This window comes from Desulfobulbus sp., assembly GCF_031547805.1.
Lineage (GTDB): Bacteria > Desulfobacterota > Desulfobulbia > Desulfobulbales > Desulfobulbaceae > Desulfobulbus.
In genome coordinates, this window is record NZ_JAVBRQ010000035.1 from 74,164 (window position 1) to 98,162 (window position 23,999).

At 64.2% G+C, this 23,999-nt stretch carries 22 protein-coding genes; 21 read left to right on the forward strand and 1 reads right to left on the reverse strand.

The features are described from left to right. Window positions 1-74: 74 nt before the first annotated feature. Window positions 75-587 (reverse strand): metal-dependent transcriptional regulator, encoded by a 513-nt coding sequence (locus RMR13_RS12570; RefSeq protein WP_310600972.1) that lies wholly within the window; start codon window positions 585-587, stop codon window positions 75-77. A gap of 115 nt (window positions 588-702) precedes the next feature. Here RMR13_RS12570 and recN point away from each other — a divergent pair, with 115 nt between their 5' ends. The 21 genes from recN (at window position 703) to ftsA (ending at window position 23,973) form a co-directional block, all read left to right on the forward strand. Continuing rightward, complete coding sequence (gene recN / locus RMR13_RS12575) at window positions 703-2,397, forward strand: DNA repair protein RecN (RefSeq protein ID WP_310600973.1); 1,695 nt, start codon at window positions 703-705, stop codon at window positions 2,395-2,397. Then, complete coding sequence (locus RMR13_RS12580) at window positions 2,394-3,437, forward strand: thiamine biosynthesis protein (RefSeq protein WP_310600974.1); 1,044 nt, start codon at window positions 2,394-2,396, stop codon at window positions 3,435-3,437. The genes recN and RMR13_RS12580 overlap by 4 nt, the downstream gene beginning before the upstream one ends. A 1-nt stretch (window position 3,438) precedes the next feature. Continuing rightward, window positions 3,439-4,956: an HD domain-containing protein gene (locus tag RMR13_RS12585; RefSeq protein WP_310600975.1), complete on the forward strand. Its 1,518-nt coding sequence runs from the start codon at window positions 3,439-3,441 to the stop codon at window positions 4,954-4,956. Between the two features lie 2 nt (window positions 4,957-4,958). Next, complete coding sequence (locus RMR13_RS12590; RefSeq protein WP_310600976.1) at window positions 4,959-5,561, forward strand: RlmE family RNA methyltransferase; 603 nt, start codon at window positions 4,959-4,961, stop codon at window positions 5,559-5,561. Between the two features lie 35 nt (window positions 5,562-5,596). After that, complete coding sequence (locus RMR13_RS12595; protein ID WP_310600977.1) at window positions 5,597-6,346, forward strand: YebC/PmpR family DNA-binding transcriptional regulator; 750 nt, start codon at window positions 5,597-5,599, stop codon at window positions 6,344-6,346. A 21-nt stretch (window positions 6,347-6,367) separates the two neighbouring features. Beyond that, complete coding sequence (gene ruvC, locus RMR13_RS12600) at window positions 6,368-6,862, forward strand: crossover junction endodeoxyribonuclease RuvC (protein ID WP_409070294.1); 495 nt, start codon at window positions 6,368-6,370, stop codon at window positions 6,860-6,862. A 51-nt stretch (window positions 6,863-6,913) separates the two neighbouring features. Next, window positions 6,914-7,543, forward strand: coding sequence for a Holliday junction branch migration protein RuvA (gene ruvA / locus RMR13_RS12605; protein WP_310600979.1), 630 nt, complete (start codon window positions 6,914-6,916; stop codon window positions 7,541-7,543). A gap of 33 nt (window positions 7,544-7,576) precedes the next feature. Continuing rightward, window positions 7,577-8,644, forward strand: coding sequence for a Holliday junction branch migration DNA helicase RuvB (gene ruvB, locus RMR13_RS12610; RefSeq protein ID WP_310600980.1), 1,068 nt, complete (start codon window positions 7,577-7,579; stop codon window positions 8,642-8,644). Window positions 8,645-9,003: 359 nt separating this feature from the next. Continuing rightward, entirely contained in the window at window positions 9,004-9,456 is a 453-nt protein-coding gene (gene mraZ / locus RMR13_RS12615; RefSeq protein WP_310600981.1) for a division/cell wall cluster transcriptional repressor MraZ, read from the forward strand. A 13-nt stretch (window positions 9,457-9,469) separates the two neighbouring features. Further along, entirely contained in the window at window positions 9,470-10,363 is an 894-nt protein-coding gene (rsmH, locus tag RMR13_RS12620) for a 16S rRNA (cytosine(1402)-N(4))-methyltransferase RsmH (protein ID WP_310600982.1), read from the forward strand. Between the two features lie 93 nt (window positions 10,364-10,456). Continuing rightward, window positions 10,457-10,777 carry a hypothetical protein gene (locus tag RMR13_RS12625; RefSeq protein ID WP_310600983.1) on the forward strand — a complete coding sequence of 107 codons (321 nt, stop codon included), beginning with the start codon at window positions 10,457-10,459 and terminating at the stop codon, window positions 10,775-10,777. A gap of 7 nt (window positions 10,778-10,784) precedes the next feature. Beyond that, window positions 10,785-12,608: a PASTA domain-containing protein gene (locus RMR13_RS12630; RefSeq protein WP_310600984.1), complete on the forward strand. Its 1,824-nt coding sequence runs from the start codon at window positions 10,785-10,787 to the stop codon at window positions 12,606-12,608. A 13-nt stretch (window positions 12,609-12,621) separates the two neighbouring features. Continuing rightward, window positions 12,622-15,639 carry a UDP-N-acetylmuramoyl-L-alanyl-D-glutamate--2,6-diaminopimelate ligase gene (locus RMR13_RS12635; RefSeq protein ID WP_310600985.1) on the forward strand — a complete coding sequence of 1,006 codons (3,018 nt, stop codon included), beginning with the start codon at window positions 12,622-12,624 and terminating at the stop codon, window positions 15,637-15,639. Window positions 15,640-15,649: 10 nt separating this feature from the next. Next, window positions 15,650-16,729, forward strand: coding sequence for a phospho-N-acetylmuramoyl-pentapeptide-transferase (gene mraY / locus RMR13_RS12640; protein WP_310600986.1), 1,080 nt, complete (start codon window positions 15,650-15,652; stop codon window positions 16,727-16,729). 2 nt (window positions 16,730-16,731) lie between these two features. Then, the gene (gene murD / locus RMR13_RS12645) at window positions 16,732-18,111 is read left to right on the forward strand and encodes a UDP-N-acetylmuramoyl-L-alanine--D-glutamate ligase (protein ID WP_310600987.1); all 1,380 of its coding nucleotides are present in this window, start codon (window positions 16,732-16,734) and stop codon (window positions 18,109-18,111) included. 7 nt (window positions 18,112-18,118) lie between these two features. Further along, the gene (locus RMR13_RS12650) at window positions 18,119-18,331 is read left to right on the forward strand and encodes a hypothetical protein (RefSeq protein WP_310600988.1); all 213 of its coding nucleotides are present in this window, start codon (window positions 18,119-18,121) and stop codon (window positions 18,329-18,331) included. Further along, window positions 18,331-19,422, forward strand: coding sequence for an undecaprenyldiphospho-muramoylpentapeptide beta-N-acetylglucosaminyltransferase (murG, locus tag RMR13_RS12655; RefSeq protein WP_310600989.1), 1,092 nt, complete (start codon window positions 18,331-18,333; stop codon window positions 19,420-19,422). Before RMR13_RS12650 ends, murG begins: the two co-directional genes overlap by 1 nt. 27 nt (window positions 19,423-19,449) lie before the next feature. Then, window positions 19,450-20,868: a UDP-N-acetylmuramate--L-alanine ligase gene (gene murC, locus RMR13_RS12660; protein ID WP_310600990.1), complete on the forward strand. Its 1,419-nt coding sequence runs from the start codon at window positions 19,450-19,452 to the stop codon at window positions 20,866-20,868. Beyond that, window positions 20,865-21,782 carry a UDP-N-acetylmuramate dehydrogenase gene (murB, locus tag RMR13_RS12665; protein WP_310600991.1) on the forward strand — a complete coding sequence of 306 codons (918 nt, stop codon included), beginning with the start codon at window positions 20,865-20,867 and terminating at the stop codon, window positions 21,780-21,782. Before murC ends, murB begins: the two co-directional genes overlap by 4 nt. Window positions 21,783-21,800: 18 nt before the next feature. Then, the gene (locus tag RMR13_RS12670) at window positions 21,801-22,745 is read left to right on the forward strand and encodes an FtsQ-type POTRA domain-containing protein (protein ID WP_310600992.1); all 945 of its coding nucleotides are present in this window, start codon (window positions 21,801-21,803) and stop codon (window positions 22,743-22,745) included. Beyond that, the gene (gene ftsA, locus RMR13_RS12675; protein ID WP_310600993.1) at window positions 22,738-23,973 is read left to right on the forward strand and encodes a cell division protein FtsA; all 1,236 of its coding nucleotides are present in this window, start codon (window positions 22,738-22,740) and stop codon (window positions 23,971-23,973) included. The genes RMR13_RS12670 and ftsA overlap by 8 nt, the downstream gene beginning before the upstream one ends. Window positions 23,974-23,999 lie beyond the last annotated feature (26 nt).

A 23,999-nucleotide genomic window follows, 5' to 3' on the forward strand; every position in this document is an offset into this window, starting at 1 on the left:
CGGTTGAAGGGTATGCTAAGATAGCGGCCGAGAAGCAGGGAACGCGGCGGCCGGCGAATCCATTCCCCGGTCGTTCAGCCCAGCCGCTTGCCGGCCTGATTCTCCATGCAGTGGGAAATGCAGGTGGCGCACGATTCGGCGGATTGCCCTTTTTGGCAGAAATTGGCGAAACCGGCGATCAGATCCTTGCCGCCCCGGGGACAGACCTCCAGAAACTTGATGAAATCGACCATGCGGGCAATGATTTCCGGCGGGGCGGTGTGCTCGATCTTGCAGGCGCCTTCCTCGGCAAGGGGTTCGTCGAGGGCGAGGACGCTGGTGAAAAACTGCTTGAGCGAGTTGTGGCGGCGGATGACATCCTCGGCGATGCTGCGGCCTTCGGCGGTCAGGGTGATGACTTCGTACGGGGCATAGTTGATCAGGCCCCTTTTCGACAGAGCCCGCAGCGCCTCGGTCACCGACGCCCCGCTCACGGACAGACGGGCGGAAATGTCCTTGCCCCGGGCCACCTGCTTCTCGGTAATGATGTGATAGATGGTTTCTATGTAATCTTCCAGGCTGGCGCTTAGATGTGGCAATTCCGTCATCTGTCCTCTCCGGTTGGTTGATTTTACTTGTATCTTCGGGACGATACATTCTTGCAGCCAGGGCGTCAAGGGGAATGTCGCCCCGCAGTGAGAAAATAAAAGGCAGAAAAGAACGATGTTACAAGAACTTCGAGTTCGCAATCTCGCCTTGATCGATGCCTTGCATCTCGATCTTTCTGCGTACAAAACCGGCCTGATCGTCCTCACCGGCGAGACCGGGGCCGGCAAGTCCATCATCCTCCAGGCGATCAACCTGCTGGCCGGGGGGCGGGGGGCGGCCTCCTGGGTGCGCAGCGACTGCGACCAGGCGGGCATCGAGGCGGTGTTCGCCCTGCGGCCGGACCATGCCGAGATGCATGCCCTGCTGGCCGAACATTCCCTCAAGGACGGGACGATCTGCATTGTCCGCAGGGTGCTGGGCAAGGACGGCCGGTCGCGGGCCTACGTCAACGACCAGGGTATCACTGGCCGCCTGTCCGGCGAGCTGGCCGCGGGCCTGATCAACATTGCCAGCCAGCACGACCAGCAGCAGCTGCTCAACGGCCGCCACCACCTCGAATTCCTCGATACCTTCGGCGAACTCCACGGCCTGCGGCAGCAGTTCACCCGGCTTTTTCAGCGGTGGCAGCAGACGTCCTCGGAGCTGCGGCAGTTGATGGAAAAAGAGCAGGACAAGGAGCAGCAGCGCGATTTCCTCCGCTTCCAGCTGGACGAGATCCACACGGCAAAACCGGTGGAAGGGGAGGATGAGAACCTTGCCCGGGAGCGCGAGCAGCTCAAGAGCGCGGATGCGCTGCATCGTCTGGTCGGATCCTCCAGCCGGCGATTGACGGAGCTGGCCGCCGGCGATCTGGTGGAGATCAGGAAACAGCTGGAACAGGCCGCGGGGCTCGATCCCGGCCTGGAACCCCTGGCCGAGCGGCTTGCCTCCGCCGGCTACGAACTGGACGACCTGGCGGCAAGCATGCAGAAATACCGGGATGGCTTGTCCGCCGATCCGCTCCGCCTCGATGCCATTTCCGAGCGGCTGGCCGAGCTGAAGCAGCTCCAGCGCAAGTACGGTCCGACCCTGGCGGAGGTGCTCGCCTTTGCCGAACGGGCCGAAGCCACCCTGGCCCTGCTGGAAAGCCTGGAGCAGGAAATCGGCCAGCTCGAGTTGCGGTTGGAGGAGGTGGCCACCGAGGCCCTGCTCAAGGCCGCCGAGCTGAGCCAGGGCCGCAAGGAGGCCGCGCGGAAGCTGGAACGGAACATGGAGCGGGAGTTGGCAACGCTCGGGTTTTCGCAGGCGCTTTTCCGGGTGGCGCTGACCGAGCCGGAAGGCATGGGCATGGTCGGCATGCAGTCCACCGGCCGCGATGTGGTGGAATTTTTGTTTTCCGCCAATCCCGGCGAGCCGCCCAAGCCGCTGGCGAAAATCGTTTCCGGCGGCGAGCTGTCGCGGTTGATGCTGGCGATGAAGTGTTTGCTGGCCCGGCGCGACCAGGTCGACACGGTGATCTTCGACGAAGTCGACGCCGGCATCGGCGGGCAGGCCGCCGAGGCGGTGGCCGGCAAGATCGTCGAGCTGTCGGGCCACCACCAGGTGCTGTGCATCACCCACCTGGCCCAGATCGCCGCCTGCGCCGATCTCCATTTCAAGGTGGAAAAAAAGGTCGAGGCCGGCCGGACCCGGACCGTGATCAACCCCTTGACGCGGGAAGAGCGCGTCGCCGAGCTGGCGCGGATGCTGGGCGGCGACCATCCCACCCCGCAAACCCTGGCCTTTGCCGGCGAATTGATCGAGCGCAAGGGCAGGAAGGCCGCGCCATGAGCGAGCCGGTGGCATTGGGGCTTTTTTCCGGTGGCCTGGATTCGATTCTGGCCTGCCGGACCGTGGCCGACCAGGGGGTGCGGGTGGTGGCGCTCAAGTTCGTCACCCCTTTCTTCGATCACGACCTGCTGGCGAAAAAACAGGAATATGGAGACGCCATGCGGCGCAAGTACGGCCTGGAAGTCGAGGTGATCGATATCAGTGAAGGGTATCTGCGCCTGTTGGACAACCCGGCCCACGGTTTTGGCAAGCATTTCAATCCCTGCATCGACTGCAAGATTCTGATGTTGACCAGGGCGCGCGAATTGATGCCCGCCCACGGTGCCTCCTTCCTCCTCACCGGCGAGGTGCTGGGACAGCGGCCGATGTCCCAGCGGCGGGACACCCTGCGGGTGATCGAACGCGATTCCGGCTGCACCGGCCTGCTGCTGCGACCGCTCTGTGCCAAGCTGATGCCGCCCACCCAGGCGGAACTGGACGGACTGGTGGATCGGGAGCGCTTGCACGGCTTTTCGGGCCGGGGCCGCAAGGAGCAGAAGCAGCTGGCGGCCCGGCTCGGCATCGCCGACTATCCCACCCCGGCCGGCGGCTGCCTGCTCACCGACCCCAATCTGGCCGCCCGGATCAAACATTTCTACCAGGGCCTCTTTTCCTTTGGCGGGCAGCGGGCGGTGGACGACATCCGCATGCTGACCGTCGGTCGCCAGTTCAAGCTGGACGACGACACCTGGCTCATCCTCGGCCGAAGCGAGCGGGAGAACGCCCGCCTCCTGGCCATGCGCGGCCCGGACGACTGGTTGCTGCGCATGACCACCCGGCCCGGCCCGCTCGGCCTGCTCCGCCACGCCCGTTCCGCGCTCGCCGGCACGGACCGGGAAGAGGCGGCCATCCGACGGGCGGCCGGTCTGGTGGTCCGCTATGGCCGCAAGGAGGAAGGAGGCCCCTCGCCGGCCGAGGTGCGGATCGACCAGGGGAGCGCCAGTGTCCAGGCGCGGTTTGCTCCGCTGGCGGACGACGAATTCGCTGCCTGGCGGATTTGAAATGCAGCAGGGCGCCCGAAGTATCGATGCCGAGCAGGTGCTGGCCCTTTTGCCGGACTGGCTGCGGGCCGCGCTGGCTGCGGTACGGGCGGAGTTCGGCGGAGAGCTCTATCTCTCCGGCGGGGTGGTGCGCGATCTGCTGCGGGGGCAGGAACCGACCGATATCGACCTGACCGTGGCCGCCGGCGCCCGGACCTGGGCCGGCCGGCTGGCAACGCTGACCCAGGGAGCCCTGGTTCCCCTGGGCCGGGAAGAGGATGCCGCCCGGGTGGTCAGCCGGGGCGTGACCATCGATATCGCCTCCTTCCGCGAAGGCGCCCGGACCATTGCCGAGGACCTGATGCGGCGCGACCTGACCGTCAATGCCCTGGCCTGCAGGATCGATCCGCTGCTGGCCGATCCGCCGCCGCTGTCGGCGGCACCCTTGGCCGTGCTCGATCCCACCGGTGGCGGCGACGACCTAAACCTGGGCCTGATCCGAGTGACCGGCGTGGAGAGTCTGAGCAGCGATCCCCTGCGGCTGCTGCGGGTTTTCCGTTTTGCCGCGCTGTTGGGATTCGCGATCGAGACCGAAACCCTGGCCCAGGTCGGCCGCCAGGGGCACCTGGTGAAAACGGTCGCCCCGGAACGGGTTGCCTATGAGCTGGATCTGATCATGGCCACGAACGTCGCCGCCACCACAATGGAGGCCATGGCGGCGAGCGGACTGTTGTGGGCGGTCATTCCGGAGTTGGCGGCCGGCATCGGCATGGCCCAGCCCAAAAGCCATCATCTCGATGTCTGGGAGCACAGCCTGGAAGCCCTGCGGCAGATGGAACGGATCGTTGCCACGCCGGACGCCTTCTTTCCCGCCTGCGGCGAGGAAATGATCGCCTCGCTGCAAGACCCCCGGCAGCGGCTGCGGTTGAAATGGGCCGCCCTGCTTCACGACCTCGGCAAGCCGGCCACTATGGGGCTGCGCGAGGACAAGGGGGGGCGCATCACCTTTTACAACCATGACCGGGTGGGGGCGCGGATGTTCGCCGAACTGGCGCTGCGGCTGCGCTGGAGCAACGAGGCCCGCGCCTGGGTGAGCCGCCTGATCGAAGGCCATATGCGGCCCTTTCACCTGGCCAATGTCGCCCGGACCGGCAGTCTGACCCTGCGAGCCGCCATCCGGATGCTCCGTGCCGCCGGCGACACCCTGGAGGGGCTCTTCCTCCTTGCCATGGCTGACAGCCTGGCCGGCCAAGGCACCGAGCGGATCGAGGGCATGGAGGGTGAGTTGGCGGAACTGTACCGTCATTTGCAACGGATCAAGGCCGAACACGTGACTCCGGTGCGCTCCACCCCTCCGCTTTTGACTGGCCGGGACCTGATCGACCGGCTGCATTTACCACCAGGGCCGCTGTTCAAACGGATTCTTGCCGCCATTGAGGAGGCCCACATGACCGGCGAGGTGGGCGATGCGGAAGGTGCCCTGCGGCTGGCGAAAACGATGGCGGCCCAAGAGGGCGCCGCCCCAGATGTGCCGAGGTAACCATGCGCAAGATTCAGGACTATTATTTCAAGAAGGCGAAGCAGGACAACTACCCGGCGCGGTCGGTCTATAAGCTGGAAGAGGCGCAGCTCAAGTACAAATTTCTCAAGTCCGGCCAACGGGTGCTCGACCTCGGCTGCCACCCCGGCAGCTGGAGCCTGTATGCCGCCGGCATCGTCGGCGCGGGCGGCCTGGTAGTGGCGGCCGACCTCCAGCGCACCGATATCGCGGTGCAAAAACCCCATGCCGAAATCCATTGGCTCTGTTATGATGTCACCTCTCGGGAGTTCGTCGAGTATCTGCGGCAGCACTGGCCGGGTTTCCATGTGGTCCTGAGCGACATGGCCCCCCGTACCACCGGCAGCCAGTATGCCGATCATCAGCAATCGCTTCGCCTGGCGCGGAGCGTGCTCGAATTGGCAGCCCTGTTTCTTCATGAAAACGGTACCTTGTATTGCAAGGTCTTCCAGGGCGAAGATTTTCCCGAATTCCTCAATGAATGCAAACCGCTATTTACGACCGTCAAGGTGGTGAAGCCCAAAAGTTCACGCCTGGAGAGCCGGGAGGTCTTTGTGCTTGGCCGAGGGTTCCGCCGGACGGGATGAATTGTCAGCAATAAAACGTAAGAAGGAGTCGGACCGTGTCGGGACATTCGAAATGGAGCACGATCAAGCGCAAGAAAGGGGCCAATGACGCCAAGCGCGGCAAGATTTTCACCAAACTGATCAAGGAGATCACCATTGCCGCCCGGATGGGCGGCGGCGATATCGAAGGCAACCCCCGCCTCCGAAGCGCCGTCACCGCGGCCAAGGGCGAGAACATGCCCAAGGAGAATATCGACCGGGCCATCAAGAAGGGGACCGGCGACTTGGGTGGTGCGATCTACGAGGAGATCATGTACGAGGGCTACGGTCCCGGCGGAGTTGCGGTCCTGGTCGAGACCATGACCGACAACAAAAACAGGACCGTGGCCGATATCAGGCATTTCTTCGCCAAAAGCGGCGGCAATCTCGGCGAGTTCGGCTGCGTGGCCTGGATGTTCGACAAGAAGGGAACCTTGTCGGTGGCCAAGGAGGGCGTGGCCGAGGACGAATTGATGGACATGGCCCTGGAGGCCGGGGCCGAGGATGTGGTCGAGGAGGAGGACAGCTACCAGATCGTCACCGCGCCCGAGGCCTTCAACGACGTGGTGGACCAGCTGGAAAAGAACGACATCAAGTTCTCCGACGCCAGCCTGGTCATGGTGCCCAAGAACAGCATCGAGGTCACCGAGGAGAAGACGGCCAAATCGCTGCTGCGCCTGCTGGAAAACCTCGAGGATCACGACGATGTCCAAAAGGTGCACGCCAATTTCGACATCGCCGACGACCTGATGGAGCAGTTGTCCTAAGACATGGTTGTCCTGGCCGGGATGCGCATCCTGGGTATCGATCCCGGTTCGCGGATCACCGGCTACGGCGTGATCGCCGTCAGCGGCCATCGCCTCGGCTTTGTCGCCTGCGGCACCATTCGCACCGGCCAGGAAAGCGATTTCTCGCGCCGGTTGCTGACCATTTTCCAGGATCTGTCCGAGGTGATCCAGGTCCATCGGCCGGAGGTGGCGGCGGTCGAGGACATGTTCGTCGACCGCAACCCACGCTCGGCCCTCAAACTCGGCCAGGCGCGGGGTGCGGCGGTGGTGGCCGCCCTCCACAACCAACTGCCGGTGTACGATTACCCGGCCCGGCTGGTGAAGCAGTCGGTGGCGGGCTATGGCCAGGCCGAAAAGGGCCAGGTGCAGCAGATGGTCCGGGCCCTGCTGGGGCTGGACGCGGTGCCCTCGAAGGACGCCGCCGACGCCCTGGCCGTGGCCATCTGCCACGCGCATCATCTGGCGATGCACCGTGTCGCCGCCTTTCGCCGTTGAGCCGCGCAATAATCCCTCTTTTTCAACCATGTTTCCTGTCGCCCGTTACCGATGATTGCCTCGCTCAGTGGATTGCTCCAGGTCAAAAGTCCGAACGCCGTCATCGTCGATGTCGGCGGGGTGGGGTACGAGGCCTTTGTCTCCGGCCGGACCTACGATGCCCTGCCGGAAACCGGGCATGCCTGCTTTCTCCATGTCCAGACGGTGGTGCGTGAGGATGCCATCCATCTGTTCGGCTTCCACGCCAAGGAGGAGAAGGACCTGTTCCTGTTGCTGATCACGGTTTCCGGCATCGGCCCGCGGCTGGCCCTGACCATCCTGTCGGGGATCGGGGTCGACGAGTTGTGCCGGGCGATCACCGGCAAGGATTTGTCGCGGCTGACCGCCCTGCCCGGTATCGGCAAGAAGACGGCGCAGCGGATTTGCGTCGATTTGGCGGAAAAGGTCGGCGGCCTGGGCGGTTTTCCGGCCGACGCGGCCGGGGCGCGGCCCCTGCCGGTTCCGGCCGGCGAAGCCGATGCCATGAGCGATGCGGTGTCGGCCCTGGTCAATCTCGGCTATCCCCAGGCCACGGCCTGGCAGGCCCTGCGGGCGGTCGAACAGCAGCTCGACGAAGGAGCGGCACCGCTCAAGGTTGAGGCGTTGCTTCGCCAGGCCCTGCGGTTTTTGGCGGCCCGGTAAGGGGCCACAACGACGGAGCGGCGGGAGAGCGCGATGAAACACGAGGAACAGTTAACCGGCAAACGGCTGGTCGCCGGCGCATCGCTGCCCGAGGACCTGCAGGCGGGCGGCGAGATCCGGCCGCGCAGCCTGGACGAGTACATCGGACAGGAGCAGGTCAAGCAGAGCCTGCGGGTTTTCATCCAGGCCGCCCGCCAGCGGGGCGAGGCGCTGGATCATGTGCTGTTTCACGGTTTTCCGGGCTTGGGCAAGACCACGCTCGCCTACATCATCGCCAATGAGATGGGGGCGGGGATCAAGGTGACCTCCGGGCCGGTCATCGAGCGCCCCGGCGACCTGGCGGCCATCCTCACCAGCCTACAGGCCGGGGACGTGCTGTTCATCGACGAGATCCACCGGCTCAACCATGTGGTGGAGGAGATCCTCTACCCGGCCATGGAGGATTTCCAGCTCGACCTGGTGATCGGCCAGGGACCCGGAGCGCGGTCGGTGAAGATGGATCTGCCCCGGTTCACCCTGGTGGGCGCCACGACCCGGACCGGCCTGCTGACCCCGCCGTTGCGGGACCGGTTCGGGGTTATCCTCCGGCTCGATTACTACAGTCCCGAACAACTGGTGACCATCATCCAGCGGTCGGCCCGGCTGTTCAACATCGGCATCGACGCCGAGGGCGCCATGGAGCTGGGCCGGCGCTCGCGGGGTACCCCCCGCATCGCCAACCGGCTGTTGCGGCGGGTCCGCGACTTTTCCGAGGTGGGCGGCCATGCGGTCATTTCCCGGGAGGTCGCCGATGCGGCCCTGACCATGCTCAACGTCGATCCCCTCGGTCTCGACGAGATGGACCGCCGCATCCTCCTGACCCTGATAGAAAAATTCCAGGGCGGCCCCATCGGGCTGGAAACCTTGTCCACCGCCGTGTGCGAGGAAAAAAACACCCTGGAAGACGTGTATGAGCCCTTTTTGATCCAATCCGGCTTCCTGATCCGGACTCCCCGCGGCCGCATGGCCACGGTGGCCGCCTACGAACACTTCGACTTGCCGGTCCGTACCGGCTCCATGCAGCAGCCCGGCCTGTTCGACGATCCGGACCGGAAAAGCTGAGCCCTTCCCCTGCGGCTGTCCGTATTTCCCCTTTCTTTCCTCTGGCCCGCCTCTTTTTGTCCCCTTTGTTTCCAAATGGGAGCCATTCCCGCTTTGCGGCCGCATGTCGCCACCACGTCTTGCCGCGCTGCCGGCGACAGCCGTTGTCGACAGATGGTATCGGTCTGTTTTTGCTCTGTTCTTTTGTCGCTTTCTGCGTGCGGACCCGTGCCGCGCACCTCGGTGCCTTGATGTGATTTTTCTTGACTCTCGTGGTCGGTTCGTTTACTAATGAGCCAAGAGGTGGTGAAAAGTGGTCCAAAAGGGTTGAAAGTGGTGGTCCGGCCCAGTTGGGAATGGGAAAAAGGAAACAAGGCGCTGTGCAGCGATTTCGAAGTCACTCGGAACATACCCTTGATCCCAAGGGACGGCTGAACATACCGACCCGTTTCCGCGACGTGTTGCGGGAGCAGTACGACTCCGAAATGCTGATCGTCACCCATTGGGACAAGAATCTGCGGGCCTATCCCGTTGCCGAATGGGAAGCCCTGGAGGAAAAGCTCCTGGCCCAGGAAGGAAGCCAACCGGATTTCGACGAGTTGGTCCGCTACATCATCGCCGGCGTCAACGAGTGCCCGCTGGACAAGCAGGGGCGCATCCTGCTGCCGCCGATCCTGAGAAGCGAGATGCGGATCGACAAGGATGTGGCGGTGGTCGGCATGCTCCGGCATTTCGAGATCTGGGACAAACAGCTCTGGGACGAGGAAGCCAGCAGAACGCGGCAGAATTTCGGCAACTACCGGGCGGGCCTGGCCAAATTGGGCATCATGTAGTCCGGGAAGCCCGATGGCGCACGATCAAAACGAGGTGCATGTCCCGGTCTTGCGCGATGCGGTGCTCACGTATCTCGGGCTACGGCCCGGCGGCATCTACGTGGATGCCACCCTCGGCCTGGGCGGCCATGCCGAGGCAATCCTGCGGGCCACGCCGCCCGTGGGGCGACTGATCGGTTTCGAGTGGGATGCCGAGGCGGCGGAGATGGCCGCACGGCGGTTGGCAGGGTTTGGCAGACGGTTTGCGTTGGTGCGCGCCTCCTATGCCGATCTGATCCCGGAACTCGACCGGCTGGGCGTTAAGGGGATCGATGGATTGGTCGCCGATCTCGGTGTTTCTTCGTTGCAGCTGGATCGAGCCGACCGGGGCTTCAGTTTCAGGAGCGACAATCCACTCGACATGCGGATGGATCGCTCCCGGCCGCTGACCGCTGCCAGGCTGGTGGCCGAACTGTCCGAAGAGGCGCTGGCCGACATTTTTTACTATTACGGGGAAGAGCGGCAGGCGCGGCGGATTGCCAGGTTCCTGGTTCAGGCCAGGGAGGAAGAGTCGGTGGCGACCACCGGCCGGCTGGCCGCGGTGGTGGCCGCGGCGGTGCCCCGGAAGTACCATCCGCCGAAAGTGCACGTGGCCACCAAGGTGTTCCAGGCCTTGCGGATAGCGGTCAACGGCGAGTTGGACAATGTAACCCGGTTGCTGGCCGAGGCCCCTGCCGCGATGTTGCCGGGCGCGCGGATCTGCATAATCACTTTCCACTCCTTGGAGGATCGGATTGTGAAGCAGGCGTTTGCGGGCAATTCCGCATACGCGGCAATCAGCCGGCGGCCGGTCGAACCGACCGGGGAAGAGATCGAAAACAATCCGCGGGCCAGGAGCGCGAAGCTCAGGGTCGCGGCACGAACATGAAGGATTTCCGGGCATTCCCGGGGAACGAAGAAGAAAACAGGAGGATCTGAAATGTCATCGAGCATGCGCGTCCGGACATACAGGCCCCGTCAAATGGTGGTGTCAAAGGCCAAAGCTCGCAAACAACCGGAGATTGCGTTCCGTCTTCCGGGGGAGCAGGGCAAGATGCTGGCCGCCATGGTGGGGGTGGCTCTGGTGCTTGGCTTGGCGTTGACCCAGGTCTTCCATGGCCAGGTGGTGGACATGCGGGCCAAGGCCGGGCAGTTGCAGGCCAGAAACACGGCCATTGCCAATGAAAATGTCCGGTTGCTGGCGGCGCGGGCCCAGGTGGCTTCGAAAACCCAGGTCGCGGCACTGGCCAAGACCAAGTTGAAATTATTTGAGCCTGACCAAGGACAGGTGCGTCGGATGTAGTTTGGCGATGACACGCTCCCTCAGGTCCAGAAAGAATAAAAGACGATGGTTTTTCCCTCTCCTTCTTTTGGTTATTTTGCTGACAGCAGCTGGCTCAGTTCTGTATAGAATCCATCCCTCCCTCCAGGATATCGGCAGGATACTACAGTCTGCTGTCGGCAAAATTTCCTCTCATTCAGCGGGCCAATCGCCCGCTGAACCTGTTTTAAGGGGCACGGTCTACGACCGGAAATGGCGGGAAATGGCGGTTTCGTATCGGTTGTACACCCTGGCGGTCAACCCCGCTGAAATCGTCGATCGGCACGAGGTCGCGCAGCAGGTGGCCAGGTACATCGACGAGCAGCCGGAGCGGCTGGAAGCGAAGCTGAAGAATTCGCAGGATTCCATGGTGCTGGCCGAGGACCTCGACGACAAGGAAGCCGAGGAGATCAGGAACTTGCGTCTCAGGGGCGTGACCTGCAAGGTCGAAAATGTCCGCTTTTATCCCGGCCACACCGCCGCGTCCCACGTGTTGGGCTTCATGGGCGATGGCGTGGGGCTGGCCGGAGTGGAAGGTAAATACGACACCGTCCTGCAGGGAAACGGTTTCAGTAAGGCCAATATCCCGGATATCGATTTCAAGGGCCAGGAAAGCCTGGGCGTCGATGGCGCCGACCTGATGTTGACCTTGGATCTGGACATGCAAAGACAGGTGGAAAACCGCTTTCGCAGCTATCTTGCCGCCCAGGGGGCGGACAAGGGCATGGGGATGGTGATCGAGCCGGGCAGCGGGCGGATTCTGGCCCTGGTCAACCAGCCCTCCTTCAACCCCAACTATTTCTGGAAGGCCAGCGAAAGCAACCGGGTCAACCGCATGTACAACCATGTGCTCAACAAGGAATTGATCCGTCCCATCCTGGCCCGGGCAGCCGCCATCGAGCGGGGAGGACTGGAAGGTCCGGCCTTGCTGCCTCCCACGGTGGCCGCGCCCGACTACGGGTTTGGCCAGGAAAAGCTCAATGCCTTCGAGCGGCAGATCCAATTGTACGGCTCGGTGTTCGGCAACTGGGAATCCGGGCCTGGCGCACCGGAGCAAGGCGAGGCCGAACCGGTGGTCACCGGCGTGCAGGTCGGCGTCACCCTGGCCAGCCTGGTCAACGGCGGCTGGCGAATAACCCCCTATGTGGTCGATTCGTTGTACGATCATCGGAGCAAAAAGCGCTATGAGCGCAGCAACGAGGCCACGGAGAAAATCCATGTGCTCGACCCGGCCCTTGGAGTCATGATTCGGCGGGACCTGTTCACCAACTGGCTCCAGGAACGGGACAACCTGGTCGCCTTCACCGCCGACAGCGTCCAGATGCGGCGGGAAAAGCAATTTTCCAGCTTTTCCATCCAGGAGTTGTTCGCCGGATTCGTGCCGGCCAAGCAGCCGAAATTCTTGCTCTTGATGGCAATCGAGCAAGACCACCTCTATCCGAAGACCAACGACAAGGGGAGCGGTCTTGGCGCCCTGGAAGCCATGGGCAAGGAACTGCTGACCGGGTTTGTCAAAAACCAGAGCTCCGAGGCCGTGGCCGACGTGGCTCCGGAGCGGAGCAAGGAAAACCTGCGCCAGTTCTTCATCAGCAAACGCCTGAATTACCGCGAGGCGCCGGGCAAGGTCAACGAACCGGTCGGCACCATGCCGCAGATGCGGGGGATGAGTTTGCGAAAAGGGCTGCAACAACTCGACAAGTATAAGATGAAGGTCCGAGTGAACGGCAGCGGCCGGATTATCGCCCAATATCCGTTGCCGGGCCAGTCTTTGCTCGGAATCGACGAATGCATCCTCACGCTGGATACCAAATGAGCGGGGTCACCGGATGAGCACCTTGGCGCACCTGCTGCAAGCCATTCCCACCGCGGATACCGAGCATTTGTCCCCGGCCGTGTTGGCGAGCGAAGTCGCCCAGATCGCCGTCGATTCCCGACAGGTGGTGCCTGGCAGCGTGTTTGTGGCCGTGCCCGGAGCAAAGGCGGACGGCCGCCGGTTCATCCCCGAGGCCATCGCCAGGGGGTGCCTGGCCGTGGTGGTCGAAGGCAACGCTGACAAAGACGAATGGCCGATTCCCCTGGTGCGGGTGACCGATTGCCGGGCGGCGTTGAGTGATCTGGCGGCCGCCTGGTATGGATTTCCGGCGGAGCGAATGCAGTTGGTCGGCATCACCGGCACCAACGGCAAAACCACCTGCAGTTGGCTGATCGAGGGCATGCTGGCGGCCGCCGGCTACCGGCCCGGGGTGATCGGCACGGTCAACTACCGCTACCACGATGGCAAGGATATCCACATCCTGCAGGACGCGCCCCTGACCACGCCCGATCCGCTGACTCTGCAAAGGATGCTTCGGGTCATGGCCGATGCCGGGGTCACCCATGTGATCATGGAGGTCTCCTCCCACGCCCTTGACCAGCAACGGCTCGGCCGGACCTCCTTCGCGGTGGCCCTGTTCACCAACCTCAGCCGCGATCATCTCGATTATCACCGCACCGTGGACGAGTACTTTGCCGCCAAGAACCGGCTGTTCCGCCACCACCTCCAGCCGGACGGCACCGCGGTGGTGGTGTCGAGTCCGGAATTCGAAGGCATTGACTGGGGCGCGGCCCTCTGCCGGACGATCACCGATCGGGAGGTACTCCGCTGCGGCCTCGGGCCGGAGTGCGAGGTGCGCGCCGACGAAGTGGTTCAGAGCGTGGAGGGCGTGCGGTGCCGGCTCGATCTCAAGGGCCGGTCCATGGCGTTTTCGTCCCACCTGGCCGGGCGGTACAACCTGCTCAACGTGCTGGCCGCGGCCGGCGCCGGCATGGCCCTTGGTTTGTCGGAGCAACAGATCGGCGAGGGCTTGGCCGCGGTGCGGAACATCCCCGGCCGATTGGAGCGGGTGCGGCTGCCGGGGGCACCGGCCGGTTCCGAACCGGCGGTGTTCGTGGATTACGCCCATACCCCCGACGCCCTCGACAACGTGCTGGCAACCCTGGGCGAGTTGACCGCTGGCCGCCTGATTTGCGTCTTCGGCTGCGGCGGCGACCGCGACCGGGGCAAACGGCCCCAGATGGGCGCGATTGCCCTTCGGCATGCCCAGGTGGCGATCGTCACCTCCGACAATCCGCGCACCGAACAACCGGGGGCCATCATCGACGAGATCGTTGCGGGCATGGCCACCGAACAATTGAAGCCGCTGCCGGCGGCCGCTTTGCTGTGCGGGACGTCCACGGCCAAGGGATTTGCGGTGATCGAGAACCGGCGGAAGGCGATTGCCGCCGCTTGCAGCCTGGCCGCGCCCGGCGACACCGCGCTCATCGCCGGCAAGGGCCACGAAAATTACCAGATCCTCGGCACCACCAAGCATTTTTTCGATGACGGCCTCGAAGCGGCCAACGGACTGTTGCGCTGGAACGAACGCCACCTGCTGGCCGCCACCGGCGGCCGGGTCGCGGCCGGGTCGCAGCAAGCCGTACTGCACGATATTTCGACCGACACCCGGACCCTGGAGCCGGGCGATGTGTTCGTGGCTCTGACCGGCGAAACCTTCGACGGGCATGCCTACATCGAGACCGCGGTGGAGCGCGGCGCAGCGGCGGTGATCGCCGAACGAATGCCGGTGGCGATGCGCGAGGACGTCCTCTACATCACGGTGGCGGACAGTTTGCGCGCTCTCGGCGACCTGGCCGCCTACCGCCGCCGTCTGTTGAGCGGCGCGGTCAAAGTGGCGGCAGTCACCGGCAGCTCCGGCAAGACCACGGTCAAGGAAATGGTGGCCGCCATCTTCGCCCAAGCCCTGGCGTCGGCCCACGCCGGTATCGACCCGCTGCTGAAGACCCGGGGCAACTTCAACAACCTGGTCGGGCTGCCGCTTTCCCTGCTGCCCATCGATGCGGGCCACCGGCTGGCGATTGTCGAGATGGGGATGAACGTGCCTGGAGAAATCGCCCGGTTGACCGCCATTGCCGATCCGGATGTGGGTTGCATCAACAATGTCCATCCGGCGCATCTGCAGGGCTTGGGCAGCGTGGCCGGAGTGGCCGCGGCCAAGGGCGAGCTTTTTGCCGGCATGCGGGCCGATGCCGTCCGGGTGGTCAACTGCGACGATCCCCAGGTGCTGGCCCAGGCGGCAAAGTCCGGCGGCGCGCAGATCGGTTTCGCGGTCACCGCGGCCGGCCGGCGGCACCGGCCCCTGATCCAGGTCACCCGCCAGGAAAATCTCGGCGAGTTGGGTATGCGCTTCACCCTGCACATCGGCTCGTGGCGCCGTCGGTTGACCGTGCCGGTCTTTGGCGGCCACAATGTGAGCAATTGCGCCGCCGCCGCCGCCATCGCCCATGCCGCCGCCATCGGCTCGGAGATCATTGCCGCCGGATTGGAGGGCTACGCGCCCGCCGTGGACAAGCGGCTGGCGATCGGTGGGCTGCCCGGCGGACTCAAGGTGGTCAACGACGCCTATAACGCCAATCCCGCCTCCATGGCCGCCGGCCTGCGGACCGTCGCCGCCTTTGGCGGCACCTGCCGCCACGTGGCCGCCCTGGGCGACATGCTGGAACTGGGCGAGGCCTCGGCACAGCTCCATGCCGGCATCGGCGCCCTGGCCGCCCAGCTGCAATACGACTATCTGTTCGCCATCGGCACCCAGGCGCCCCACACGATCGAGGCCGCGCTTGCGGGCGGTATGCGGCCGGAACAGGTGCGGATCTGCCCCAACCTGGACGACATGGCCGCAACCCTCTGCCAATTGCTGACGAACGGCGGGCTGGGCCGGGGCGACTGGCTTTTCATCAAAGGATCGCGCGGCATGCGCATGGAACGGCTCCTCGACCAGTTGGAGCAACGACTGCAAACCAACCAATAACCGGGGCCACATGTTTTACAATCTGCTCTATCCCTTCCATACCGAGTTGAGCTGGCTCAACGTTTTTCGGTATATCACCTTCCGCTCCATCGGCAGCGCGGTGACCGCCTTTCTGCTGGTGGTGATCATCGGGCCCCGCCTGATCGCCTGGCTCCAGCAAAGGCAGATCGGCCAGGTGATTCGGGACGACGGACCGGAAACCCATTTCTCCAAGAAAGGGGTGCCGACCATGGGTGGGGTGTTGATCCTGTTCGCCATGACCGCCTCGGCCCTGCTGTGGACCGATCTGCGGAGTTCGCTGGTCTGGATGTTGATCGGCATTAGCCTGTTTTTCGGCGCCATCGGCGCGGCCGACGACATCAAGAAAATCCGCAAGAACAATTCCCGGGGCTTGACCGCCAGGGAAAAGCTGGTGCTCCAGATCGGCGGCGCCTTGGCGGTCGGCGCCTTTTTGTTGTGGACCAAGGGGCACGACGGCGTGCTCAACGTGCCGTTCTTCAAAACCTTCCACCCCGATCTCAACTGGTGGTATCTGCCCTTTGCCGTGCTGGTGATCGTGGGCGCCTCCAACGCGGTCAACCTCACCGACGGCCTCGACGGCCTGGCCTGCGGACCGATCGTCATCACCGCCTCGACCTACCTCATCTTCTCATATGTGGCCGGCAACGCGGTGGTGGCCAGCTATCTCCAGATTCCCTTCGTGTCCGGCGCCGGCGAGGTCACGGTGTATTGCGGCGCCATTGTCGGCGCCTGCCTGGGCTTCCTGTGGTTCAACTGCTACCCGGCGGAGATCTTCATGGGCGATGTCGGCTCCCTTGCCCTGGGCGGCACCCTGGGCGTGGTTTCGGTGATCACCAAGCAGGAATTCCTGTTGGTCCTGGTCGGCGGCATCTTCGTCATGGAAGCGGTGTCGGTCATCCTCCAGGTCGGATACTTCAAGATGACTGGTGGCAAGCGAATCTTTCTCATGGCGCCCTTTCACCACCATTTCGAAAAAAAGGGCTGGTTGGAACCCAAGGTGGTGGTCCGTTTCTGGATCGTCTCCATCATTCTGGGGCTGATGGCCTTGGCAACCCTCAAGTTGAGATAGCCATGCGGATACGCGACGGTTTACAGGCAGCGGTGATCGGATTGGGAGCGGCGGGGCTGTCCACGGTGCGCTATCTGGTGGCCAGGGGGGCGCGGGTACGGGTTTCCGACCAGCGCGGACTGGACCAGATCGAGCCGGCCACCGTGGCCTGGCTGCGGGAACACGGCGTGTCGCTGGAGCACGGAGGCCACACCGCAGCCTTTCTAGCCGGTGCCGAGGCGGTCATTCCCGGCCCGGGGGTGCCGCTGAATCTGCCGGTGCTCCAGGCGGCCCGGGAGCAGGGGCTGCCGATTTGGGGCGAGCTGGCGCTGGCCGCCGGGCAGTACCGGGTGCCGGTGATCGCGATAACCGGCTCCAACGGCAAGACCACGGTCACCAGCCTGATCGGCCACCTGCTGCGGGCGGCGGACAAAAAGCCCTTTGTCGGTGGCAACATCGGCACGCCGCTGCTGGACTATTTCGCCGAGCCGGACCGCTACGATTGCGTGGTGCTGGAATTGTCCAGTTTCCAGCTCGATTTGGCCGGTTCCTTCCGGCCCGATGTCGGCCTGCTGCTCAACCTGTCGCCGGACCATCTGGATCGCCATGGCAGCTTCGACGCCTATGCCGGCGCCAAAATGAAACTGTTCGCGCACCAGGTGGCGGGCGATTGCGCCATTCTCGGCACCGACGATCCGCTGGCCGATGCCACCCCGACTAGGCCGGAGGTCCGGCGTCACACCTTCGGGCGGGGCGAGGCATGCTCCGCCCGGATTGTTGCCGGCCGGGTGGAGCTGCACGTGGGCATGGACAAAGCGGAGGGCCGGGCGCAATTCGATCTCGGTCCGACCCGGCTGCACTCCTCGGTCAACCAGCTGAATGCCGCCGCCGCGGTGCTGGCGGTGGCGCAGCTCGGCTGCGCGCCCGAAGCGATTGCGCGCGGCCTGCTGGGTTTCGAGCCGCCGCCCCATCGCATGGCCGAGGTGGCCACCATCGACGGGGTCCGTTTCATCGACGATTCCAAGGCCACCAATATCGGCGCCCTGGAGGCGGCCCTGGGCGGATGCGAGGCCCCGGTGGTGCTCATTGCCGGCGGCCGCGACAAGGGCAGCGACTATACCCTGCTGCGAAAGGTGGTCGGGCGCAGGGTTAAGCACCTGGTCTTGTTGGGCGAGGCGGCCGGGATCATGCGGGCCGCCCTGGAGACGGTGGTGCCGACCGAAACGGTGGGCTCCATGGCCGAGGCGGTGCGCAGGGCCATGGCTGCCGCGGTCAGCGGCGATCTGGTGTTGCTGGCGCCGGGTTGTGCCAGTTTCGACATGTTTTCCGGGTATGCGGAACGGGGCCGGGTTTTTGCCGAACAGGTCCTGCTGCTTGGCCGGGAACGGACAACGAACGGGTGATGGCATCATGATTCGGATCTGTTGCGTCTGTCATCGAGTCGAGCGGCAAGGAACGTGGCACGCGGGCCTTTTCCTGGCCGAGCACCAGCGGCTGACCCATGGCTATTGCCCGGATTGTTTCGCCGAGGCCATGGCCGAAATCGAGGAATTTTGCGGGATTGCGGCGCAGAGGACCTTGGGCGTCGAATCCCGGTCCACTGTGGGGGGGCAGCGAGGCTGATGCGCCTGATCGTGGCCGGCGGCGGAACCGGCGGACATCTCTTCCCCGGCATTGCCGTGGCCACGGCGGTGCGCGAGCGGTTGCCCGAGTCGCAGGTCCTGTTCATCGGTACCTCGCGCCTGCTGGATCAACAGGCCCTGGCCGGGCTCGGCTTCGAATTGGCGGCTTTGGAGTGCGGCGGCGTCAAGGGGCTGGCCTGGGCCACCCGGCTGCGCAGCCTGGCGCTGATGCCCAAGGCGGTGGTCGCCGCCCTGAGGATGTTGCGCCGCTTCCAGCCGGATCTGGTGTTCGGCGTCGGCGGCTACGTGACCGGTCCGGTTTTGCTGGCCGCCAAGCTGCTGCGGATCCCCATTGCCATCCACGAGCAAAACTCGGTGCCGGGAATGGCCAACCGATTGGCCGGCAAACTGGCGGATCTGGTCCTGATCTCGTTGCCGTGCACGCCGCCGTTTCCGGCGCACAAAACCATGCAGACCGGCAATCCCCTGCGGCGGGAAATCCTGGCCGCGGCCAGCCGGGAAAAGGAGGCGGCGGCCGTGCCGACCGTGCTGGTCCTCGGTGGCAGCCAGGGGGCGCATCGGGTCAATGTACTGATGATGGCGGCCGTGGAACGGTTGCAGGCGCAGCAGATCCCCTTTCGCCTGATCCACCAGACCGGCGAGGCCGACCGCGAGCAGGTGGCCAACTGCTACGCCCAGCTCGGGATCGAGGCCGAGGTTTCGGCTTTTATCCGGGACATGGCCGGCATCTACGGCCAGGCCGATCTGGCGGTCTCCCGGGCCGGGGCCACCACCTGCGCCGAGCTGGCGGCCATGGGGCTGCCGGCCCTGTTGATCCCCTATCCGTTCGCGGCCGACGATCATCAGGTAACTAACGGGGAATATTATGTAAAAGGAGGTGGGTGCCGGCTGTTGCGCGAATCGGGTTTGACCGGTGAAATTCTTGCCGGCGCCATCAGCGAGTACTTGCAGAACAGGGCAGAGTTACATACAATGGCGGCCGACATGAAGGCCATGGCCATGCCGGATGCCACGGAACAAATCGTGGATGCATGCATTCGGCTCATTGCTCGCCGGGGGCGGCGAACATGACCTTCTACTCAGCGATATAGGGCCTTCATGTACAGAAAAACCAAGCATATCCACTTTGTCGGCATCGGCGGTATCGGCATGTCGGGCATCGCCGAGCTGCTGTTGAGCCTGGGGTACAAGGTCAGCGGCTCCGACCTGCGGGCCACCGACACCACCAGACGGCTGGAACAGCTGGGCGGGGTGGTGTATCAGGGCCATGAGGCGGCCTGGGTAGCCGGGGCGGACGTGGTGGTGACCTCCACGGCCATCCCGGCCGACAACCCAGAGGTGCTGGCCGCCAAGGAGGCGTATGTGCCGGTGGTGCAGCGCGCCGAAATGCTGGCCGAGTTGATGCGGCTGAAGAAGTACGGCATCGCCGTGGCCGGCAGCCATGGCAAGACCTCGACGACGTCGATGGTGGCCGCCGTTCTGGCCGAGGCCGGCCTCGATCCCACGGTGGTGGTCGGCGGCAAGGTGCACGGGCTGGGCAGCAACGCCAAGCTGGGCGAGGGCGAATTTCTGGTTGCCGAGGCCGACGAGAGCGACGGTTCGTTCCTCAAGCTGTCGCCGGTGATCGAGGTGGTGACCAACATCGATCTCGAACACCTCGATTATTACCGCGACATCGAGCACATCAAGGATATCTTCCTGGAGTTCATCGACCGTCTGCCCTTTTACGGGGTGGCCGTGGTCTGCATCGACAACGACCATGTCGCCCAGATCCTGCCCCGCATCCAGAAGCGCATCTTCACCTATGGCCTGACCGAGCAGGCCGATCTCCAGGCTATCAAGATCGTCACCGGCAACGGTACCTCCACCTTCACGGTGCGCAGCCGCGCCGGCGAGTTGGGCAGCATCCGCCTCAATCGGCCCGGACGACACCTGATCTACAACAGCCTGGCCGCCGTCAGCGTCGGCCTGGAGTTGGAAATCGATTTTCCGGTGATTGCCCGCGCCCTGGAGAAATTCCAGGGCGTGCAGCGTAGGCTCCAGGTGAAGGGAGAAGCCGGCGGGGTCCTGGTTGTGGACGATTACGGCCATCACCCCACCGAAATCCGGGCCACCCTCGACGCGGTGCGCGAAGGCTGGCCGGACCGGCGAGTGGCGGTGCTCTTCCAGCCCCACCGCTACACCCGGACCCAGGGGCTGTTCGCCGATTTCGTCACCGCCTTCCGCCGCGCCGACCTGCTGGTGCTCACCGACATCTACGCGGCCAGCGAACAACCGATCGAGGGGGTCACCTCGGAGCGGCTGCAGGAGGCCATCAAGCAGCACGGCCAGCGGCAGGTCCACTATATTCCCGAACTGGTGCAGCAGGCCCAGAGCCTGCTGCCGCTGATCGCCCCCGGCGACCTGGTGCTGACCCTGGGGGCCGGCAACATCGTCCGCGTCGGCGAACATCTGCTGACCCTGTTGGCGCCGCCGGATGCGGCCGGGCAGGCTCAGCCCGCGGGAGAGACGCGATGAACGGGCAACAGCAACTCGAACTCGGCTCCCTCTGCCGCACCGTGCGCTGGGATGTCGACATGGCGGCCCACTCCACCTTCCGCGCCGGCGGCATTGTCGAGGCCATGGTCGAGACCGAAAGCGTGGAGGAGTTGGCGGCCCTGCTGCGATGGCTGCACCGGGAACGCATTCCCTGGCATGTGGTCGGCGGCGGTTCCAACATCCTGGTGACCGGTCGGTACCGCGAAGGGGTGTTCATCAGACTGCGCGGCACGGTGCGGACCAACCGATACGAGCGGGACGGCGACTCGTTTCTGGTGCGGGTCTCGGCCGGGTGCAACCTGGCCGCCCTGCTGGGTTGGTGCGCCCGCGGCAATCTTGGCGGCCTGGAATTCATGGCCGGCATTCCCGGCAGCGTCGGCGGCGCCATTCGCATGAACGCCGGAGCTTTCGGCCACGCCATCGGCGATGCCCTGGCTGCGATCCAGTGTTTGAACGAACGGGGCGAGCCCGTGACGGTGACTCGGGACGAGGCGGTTTTTTCCTATCGTTTCACCCGTTTGCCCGCGGAACCCCAGGTGCGGATGGTGATCACCGAAGGCGTGTTTCGCCTGCAGGCGGCCGACGGCTTCCGGGTGACCGCCCAGTGCCGGGAGATCATCGCCCAGCGGCGGAGCAAGCAGCCCCAGGGAGTGGGGTCGGCGGGCTCGTTTTTCAAGAATCCGCAAGGCGACTTTGCCGGCCGCCTCATCGAGCAGGCGGGATTGAAGGGCAGGACCATCGGCAGGGCGATGGTGTCGCCCCAACATGCCAACTTCATCGTCAATACCGGCGGCGCGGTGCCCGAGGATATCGTCGGGCTGATGGAGGAAGTCCGGCAGAAGGTTTTCGAGCATTCGGGCGTCCTGCTGGAACCCGAAGTGCGCATTTACTAGGCGGGGACGTGCGGGCCGATGGCGATCTACACTCCCCGGAAGACCCCGTCCCGTTCCCGTAAGGGAGGAACGAAGTCCGGCAAAAAGAGCGGTTTTTTTTCCTGGCTGTTCCGGCGGAAGAAGAGCGGGCCCGGTAAATCGCTCCGACCCCAGGTGATGGTGGCCGGGGCGCAACGGCTGTGGAAATGGAAACGGCTGTTCCGGGGAACGGTCCTGGTCGGGCTGCTGGCGGCCGTCGTGAGTGTGGGGATCTGGGGGGCGACCCAGCTGCTGTTCCGGTCGACCATTTTCCGGCTGACCGACATCAAGGTGACCGGCGCCCGCGTCGCCACCCAGCGGCAGATTCTCGATCTCGCCGGATTGCAGCAAGGGGGCAGCCTGCTGCGGTTCGACGCCAAGGCGGCGGCGGCCCGGATCGAAGCCCATCCCTGGGTGGAACGGGCGGAGATCAAGACCAACTGGCCTTCGTCGATGGAGATCGCGGTCGTTGAGCATCAACCCTTTGCCCTGGTGAATCTGGAAGAGGCCAAGGAACGCCGCCTGTACTATGTCAACCGCTCCGGCCACCTGTTCGCCGAGGCCGGCCAGGGGCAGGAGTTGGATTTTCCGGTGATCACCGGCATCCGGGCCGACAAGGATGTGGAAGCGGGCCGTCTGGCCCGGGGCACGCTGGCCGAGGCGGCGTGCAGCCTGCTGGCATTGGCGGCCAGGGGAAACGCCATTTTGCCCATCCAGGCGATTTCCGAGATCCATGTCGACCAAAAGCAGGGTTTGATCCTGTACCTGGTCGACCGTCCCTTTCCCGTCTACTTCGGGGTGGACCGGTTCCAGCTGAAATACAGCCGGCTGATCAAGGTGCTGGAGCAGTTGTACGCGAAGAAGCAGGTGGATGGCGTTAAAGAAATTCGAATGGATTATTTAGATGATAAAGTCTTGGTTACCGGAGTCCAAATTGATGGATGAGGAGTTTGAGGAGCACGAACCGCGTGAGCCCGGAGAACTGGTCGCAGGCCTGGATATAGGCACGACCAAGGTCTGCGCCATGATCGGCGAGGTCTTCGAGGACCGGGTGGAAGTCATCGGTGTCGGCACCGCCGCTTCGTCGGGCATGAAGAAGGGGGTGGTGGTCAATATCGAATCCACGGTCAAGTCGATCCGCCAGGCCGTGGAAGCCGCCTCGGACATGGCCGGCTGCGACATCGAGTCGGTGTATGTCGGCATCGCCGGCAACCACATCAAGGGCTTCAATTCGCCGGGCATCATTGCCATCAACAACCAGGAAATCAAGGAAAAGGACATCGAGGCCGTCATCCAGGCGGCCCAGACGGTCAAGATATCGGATAACCAGCAGATCATCCACGTCCTGCCGCAGGAGTACATGGTGGACGACCACACCGGCATCCAGAACCCCCTGGGCATGACCGGGGTTCGCCTGGTGACCAACGTCCATATCGTCACCGCCGATGTCACCGCGCTACACAATGTGGTGACCAGCTGCAACCGGGCCAGCCTCAACGTGGCCGAAATCGTGCTCGAGTCGGTGGCCTCGTCCCTGACCGTGCTCGGCAAGGACGAAATGGAGTTGGGCGTGGCCCTGATCGACATCGGCGGCGGCACCACCGACCTGGCCATCTTCTGCAACGGCACCATCAAGCACACCTGGGAGCTGGCCCTGGGCGGCAACAACCTCACCAGCGACCTGTCGGTGGGGCTGCGCACGCCGCTGCAGGAGGCGGAAGAGCTGAAATACCTGTACGGTGGGGCGCTCTCCTCGATGATCAAGGAGAACCACATCATCGAGGTGCCCACGGTCGGCGACCGCAAGCCGCGCAAGGTTTCGCAGCGGATCATGGTGGAAATCCTCGAGGCCAGGATGGAGGAGATCCTGCAGATGGTCAACAAGAACATCTGTGCCTCCGGATACCGGAACCGGATCAACGCCGGCATCGTCATCACCGGCGGCACCGCGCTCCTGGCCAATATTGTCGAGATGGCGGAACAGATTTTCGACTTACCGGTCCGGATCGGCTACCCGCAGGGAGTGTCCGGCCGGATCGAGGATATCCGCTCGCCCCGATGTACCACCGGGGTCGGGCTGGTGTTGTATGGCAGCAAGGCCAAGACCTATGTGCCGAAGGAAGCCGGCAACATGGTCACCAAGCTGAAAAAGTGGATGAAGAATATCGTCTGAACCAACGGTGTTTTCCCTTTAGCATC

Excerpts from the sequence above, each read along its gene's own strand:
- RMR13_RS12580 (WP_310600974.1), top strand. The coding sequence starts at position 2,394 with ATGAGCGAGCCGGTGGCATTGGGGCTTTTTTCCGGTGGCCTGGATTCG.
- murB (WP_310600991.1), top strand. The coding sequence starts at position 20,865 with ATGAACGGGCAACAGCAACTCGAACTCGGCTCCCTCTGCCGCACCGTG.
- ruvB (WP_310600980.1), top strand. The coding sequence starts at position 7,577 with ATGAAACACGAGGAACAGTTAACCGGCAAACGGCTGGTCGCCGGCGCA.
- RMR13_RS12625 (WP_310600983.1), top strand. The coding sequence starts at position 10,457 with ATGGTGGTGTCAAAGGCCAAAGCTCGCAAACAACCGGAGATTGCGTTC.
- RMR13_RS12670 (WP_310600992.1), top strand. The coding sequence starts at position 21,801 with ATGGCGATCTACACTCCCCGGAAGACCCCGTCCCGTTCCCGTAAGGGA.
- RMR13_RS12635 (WP_310600985.1), top strand. The coding sequence starts at position 12,622 with ATGAGCACCTTGGCGCACCTGCTGCAAGCCATTCCCACCGCGGATACC.
- rsmH (WP_310600982.1), top strand. The coding sequence starts at position 9,470 with ATGGCGCACGATCAAAACGAGGTGCATGTCCCGGTCTTGCGCGATGCG.
- RMR13_RS12590 (WP_310600976.1), top strand. The coding sequence starts at position 4,959 with ATGCGCAAGATTCAGGACTATTATTTCAAGAAGGCGAAGCAGGACAAC.
- RMR13_RS12650 (WP_310600988.1), top strand. The coding sequence starts at position 18,119 with ATGATTCGGATCTGTTGCGTCTGTCATCGAGTCGAGCGGCAAGGAACG.
- mraY (WP_310600986.1), top strand. The coding sequence starts at position 15,650 with ATGTTTTACAATCTGCTCTATCCCTTCCATACCGAGTTGAGCTGGCTC.
- RMR13_RS12570 (WP_310600972.1), bottom strand. The coding sequence starts at position 587 with ATGACGGAATTGCCACATCTAAGCGCCAGCCTGGAAGATTACATAGAA.
- murD (WP_310600987.1), top strand. The coding sequence starts at position 16,732 with ATGCGGATACGCGACGGTTTACAGGCAGCGGTGATCGGATTGGGAGCG.
- RMR13_RS12630 (WP_310600984.1), top strand. The coding sequence starts at position 10,785 with ATGACACGCTCCCTCAGGTCCAGAAAGAATAAAAGACGATGGTTTTTC.
- murC (WP_310600990.1), top strand. The coding sequence starts at position 19,450 with ATGTACAGAAAAACCAAGCATATCCACTTTGTCGGCATCGGCGGTATC.
- ruvA (WP_310600979.1), top strand. The coding sequence starts at position 6,914 with ATGATTGCCTCGCTCAGTGGATTGCTCCAGGTCAAAAGTCCGAACGCC.
- ftsA (WP_310600993.1), top strand. The coding sequence starts at position 22,738 with ATGGATGAGGAGTTTGAGGAGCACGAACCGCGTGAGCCCGGAGAACTG.
- recN (WP_310600973.1), top strand. The coding sequence starts at position 703 with ATGTTACAAGAACTTCGAGTTCGCAATCTCGCCTTGATCGATGCCTTG.
- RMR13_RS12585 (WP_310600975.1), top strand. The coding sequence starts at position 3,439 with ATGCAGCAGGGCGCCCGAAGTATCGATGCCGAGCAGGTGCTGGCCCTT.
- murG (WP_310600989.1), top strand. The coding sequence starts at position 18,331 with ATGCGCCTGATCGTGGCCGGCGGCGGAACCGGCGGACATCTCTTCCCC.
- ruvC (WP_409070294.1), top strand. The coding sequence starts at position 6,368 with ATGCGCATCCTGGGTATCGATCCCGGTTCGCGGATCACCGGCTACGGC.